The following is a 4,006-nucleotide window of genomic DNA, read 5'->3' as shown; positions in this document are numbered from 1 at the left end:
GGAGCCATCGAGGGCGTAGCCCCAGCCGTGGTACGGGCAGACGAAGCTGTTGGTCTTGCCCTTCTTGTGCTCGCACACGGTGGCGCCACGATGGCGGCAGCGGTTGAGCAGCACGTTGATGCCCTTTTTACGGTCACGCACCACGATCACCGGCTGCTTGCCGATGTAGGTGGTCTTGTAGCTGCCGGCCTCGGGCACTTCGCTCTCGTGGGCGACCCAGATCCAGGTGCTGTGGAAGATCTTCTCCAGCTCGGCGTCGAACAGGGCCGGGTCGGTGTACAGGGAGGTGTGGACGCGGTCGGGCTGCACCAGCTCGGCCGGGTCGACCGTCAGGTTGACGGCGGGGATCAGGTTGCTCACGGGGTCACCTATGTGGGGCGATTTCTTATGTGAGCAACGCTAAAGGGCAGGGGGGAGGGGCTCAATGACAGCGGCGGGCAATGTCGTTGCGTTTTGTGCAACAACGCCCTGTTGCTCAAAAGACAACGCTGGCGCAATCCCTGTGGGAGCGGGCTTGCCCGCGAACACCGGCAGAGCCGGTGCCATCCACCGAGTTGCTTGCTTCGCGGCGGTTCGGCGCCCCGACAAGCCCGCTCCCACAGGGCGGTGTGAGGTTCTACCTTTTCTGCAGAGCAAACTTCAGGAATGCATTGCCATGCGCACGGCCCTGGCCATCTCCGTGGCCAGCTCGCGGCTCAATCCATCCAGGGTGCGCCCGCGCCGGGTGACGATCTGGATATCGGTCGCATTCATCGCCGGGCAATCGATGGCCAGCGCCTTGAACGTGCCGTTCTTGAGCTCGTCGATGATCGGCAACTCGGCCAGCAAGGTGGCGCCCATGCCGGAGCGGACGAAATCGAGGATCACCGCCAGCGAATTGGAGGTGAGCGTGGGCACGATGGCGAACGGCTGGTCCTTGCAGGCCGCATCCGCCAGTTCACGCACGCGGAAGTCGGCACCCGGCAGCACCAGCGATTCGCGCGCGACGTCTTCCAGGCTGACCGTGGTACGCGCGGCCAGCCGGCTGTCGCGGTGCACGATCATGCGCAGCGGCTGGGCCAGGCTGTACAGGCGGGTCAGGCGTGCGGTGGCGCTGGGAGCGAAGATCACGCCCAGGTGCGCCTCGTCGGCCAGCACCCGGCGCTGCACGTCCAGCGAGGGCGCACTGATGATTTCGGCCTTGTGCGCGCCATGGGCATGCAGAAACCCCTGCAGCGAATTGATCGCCCGGGCACCCAGCAGGCCCTCGCCGATGGCGATCACGGTCGACGCCTGCTGCTGACCGCGCAGCTGGTCCAGGCGATCGACCAGTTGGGCGTGCTGGCGGATGCGCTCGACGTAATAGTCCACCGCAGCCTCGCCGGCAGCCGTCAGGCTGATGCGGTGGGTGCCAGGGCGGACCAGTTCGATGTCCAGTTCCTCTTCCAGCCGGGCGATCTGCCGGCTGACCGATGAGGTGGCGACGCCCAGGGCTTCGGCGGCGGCGCGCATGGAGCCTTTGTCATGGCTCAGGTGCAGATAGCGCAGGCGATGGTCCTGCAAGTCGATGTGGCGGGTGGGCATGGCCTCGACCTCGGGGTAATCACGGCAGGCATTGGCGTGTCCCCATCGATCCGGGTGGGGCGCTGGCTGTTGTTTTTATGGGCGCGGCTCGGGTGGCCGACCTTGTTGCGCTCCTTGCCTGGCCATCCTACACCAGCTTTTTTCTCTCCGGAATCATGTGAAAAGTCGACTAAAAATTTTTCGGCATATTGGCATGCGTGGTTAGTTTTTTTAGCGGATTTTTCGTGAGCTGCAATCGATATAAAAACTGATTTTAATCAATGATATAGGGTGTTTTAGATCGTTTGAGTGGATGAAAAACCTAGCGGTCATGGTGATTTTTAGCGTGAAAATTCAATTGACAATTCACGTAATCGGTCGCAAATTTTTGTCACCGGCACCTAAAACAAGAGAGACAGAACCATGCCGCCCGACCCAGCCTTTGCCCCCCTGCGTGGCCGCTGCTCGCCCTTGCCGAGCCTGGCCATTTCGCCGCCTGCCAAACAACACGAAAACCGCGCCTGAGACGGAGAATGTCCATGGATTCGCTTTGCCTGCGTGCCGCGCCTGTGTCGGCGCTCGCCTCTGGCCCTGCCTTCGAGGCCTTGCTTGACGGGGTACGTGAACGTGCCCGCCTGGGTGAGTTCGATCGCCAGCGCCACATTTCCCGCGATGTGATCGATGCCTTCAAGGCCCATGGCGTATACCGCGCCCTGGTGCCGAAACGCTTTGGCGGGCTGGAATGCTCGCCGGGTGCCTTCTGCGAAATGATCGAGCGCATTTCCCATGCCGACGGCTCGGCCGGCTGGGTCGCCAGCTTCGGCATGAGCCCGGTGTACCTGGCGGCGCTGCCGCTGGAGACCATCGCCGAAATCTACGGCAACAGCCCCGACACCGTGTTCGCCGGTGGCATCTTCCCGCCGCAACCGGCCGAGATCGTGCCTGGCGGCTTCAAGGTCAACGGCCGCTGGAAGTACTCCAGCGGCTCGATGGGCGCCGACATCGTCGGTGTCGGCATCGCCCCGCGCAACGGCGACAAGCTCGACCTGCCGCGCCTGGCGGTGCTGCCGCGCAGCCAGGCGCGCATCGAGCAAACCTGGGACACCGTCGGCCTGCTCGGCACCGGCAGCCACGACCTGCTGGTCGAGGATGTGGTGGTTGGCGAGCAGTGGACCTTCGTTCGCGGTGGCAAGCCCAACCTCGACGAGCCGTTCTTCCGCTACCCGTCGCTGTCGTTCGCCACCCAGGTGCTCTCGGTGGTCGGCCTGGGGATTGCCCGCGCCGCGCTGGACGAGCTGTCGGGCATGGCCAGCGGGCGCATCTCTGTCACCGGCGCCCCGGCGCTGGCCGACCGCCCACTGGCCCAGGTCGACGTGGCCAAGGCCGAGGCGGCGCTGCGTTCGGCGCGGGCGTTCTTCTACGAGTCCATCGAGCAGGCCTGGGCCCATGTGCTGGCCGGCGACCCGGTGCCGATCGAGGTCACCAACCTGCTGCGCCTGTCCTCCACCCATGCCGCGCGCGTGGCCGCCGAAGTGGCGCGCAGCGCGCAGATGCTCTCGGGCATGACCGGCATCTACAACGAAAGCCCGCTGGCCCGCTGCGTCAACGATGCGCAAGTGGTGACCCAGCACGCCTTCATGGGTGACGTCACCTACCAGAACGCCGGGGCGATGTTCTTCGGCAAACAGCCCCTGCCGGGCTACCTGTAACTTTCGGGATTACTGACATGAGCGATAAGAAAGCCTTGCGCGTGCTGTTCTGCATGGGCATCAACCAGAACTTCTTCGACGCCCCGCGTGAGGAGCAGCTGCAGGTGTGGGCCGCGTTCAGCGCGATGTGGAACGGCATCCACGACCTGGCCGGCGTCAACGTGCTGGGCAACATGGATGACGACCAGGGCATGGTCGGCCCGTCCGACGGCTTCCCCTGGACCACCTACCTGCTGGCCGACGTGCCGGACATCGAGACCGTGCACGCCGCCTGCAACCTGTTCCGCACCACCGCCGTGGGCGAGGGGCCGTACAAGCTGTGGCGCTACGCCAAGGTCGAGGCCCGTGTCGGCCGCGAACTGATCATCCAGCGCGCCTGATTCGAGGACCATGCCGTGACCAACCTGATCCCCGCCGTCAACCTGACGGTCGACCCGGCCGAGCTGGTGCAGCCCGACCGCGTTCACACCTCCCTGTACACCGACCCGGCGCTGTTCGATGCCGAGCTGGAAAAGATCTTCCACAGCACCTGGATCTGGGTCGCCCACGAAAGCGAAGTGCCCGAGGCCGGCAGCTACAAGACCACCTACATCGGCAAGCAGCCGGTGATCGTGGTGCGCGACCGCAAGAAAGGCATCAACGTGCTGCTCAACCGCTGCCGCCACCGAGGCGCCACCGTCTGCGAGCACAAGAAGGGCAAGACCAACAGCTTCGTCTGCCCGTACCACGGCTGGGGCTACGCACTCGACGGTTCG

Annotated in this window: 5 protein-coding genes; 3 read left to right on the top strand and 2 right to left on the bottom strand. The window is 64.7% G+C overall.

The window, feature by feature from the left end; genetic code table 11:
• Positions 1–360 (bottom strand): aromatic ring-hydroxylating dioxygenase subunit alpha (locus CAF78_RS27430; RefSeq protein WP_143515130.1); only part of this gene is annotated, 360 nt, incomplete at its 3' end.
• A gap of 279 nt (positions 361–639) precedes the next feature.
• The gene (locus CAF78_RS27425; protein ID WP_085673220.1) at positions 640–1,563 is read right to left on the bottom strand and encodes a LysR family transcriptional regulator; all 924 of its coding nucleotides are present in this window, start codon (positions 1,561–1,563) and stop codon (positions 640–642) included.
• Between the two features lie 518 nt (positions 1,564–2,081).
• Between CAF78_RS27425 and iacA the strand changes: the two genes are divergently transcribed.
• From iacA to CAF78_RS27410, 3 genes are all read left to right on the top strand, one after another.
• Positions 2,082–3,251 carry an indole-3-acetate monooxygenase gene (iacA, locus tag CAF78_RS27420; RefSeq protein WP_085673222.1) on the top strand — a complete coding sequence of 390 codons (1,170 nt, stop codon included), beginning with the start codon at positions 2,082–2,084 and terminating at the stop codon, positions 3,249–3,251.
• Between the two features lie 17 nt (positions 3,252–3,268).
• Positions 3,269–3,631, top strand: a complete 363-nt coding sequence (locus tag CAF78_RS27415) for an IacB protein (RefSeq protein ID WP_085673223.1) — start codon at positions 3,269–3,271, stop codon at positions 3,629–3,631.
• Between the two features lie 15 nt (positions 3,632–3,646).
• The coding region (locus CAF78_RS27410) for an aromatic ring-hydroxylating dioxygenase subunit alpha (RefSeq protein WP_143515128.1) at positions 3,647–4,006 on the top strand (360 nt) is incomplete at its 3' end.

Source organism: Pseudomonas sp. R28(2017), assembly GCF_002112505.1.
GTDB lineage: Bacteria > Pseudomonadota > Gammaproteobacteria > Pseudomonadales > Pseudomonadaceae > Aquipseudomonas.
Note: the sequence above shows the minus strand (reverse complement) of the source record. Positions and strands in the feature narration are given on the sequence as shown.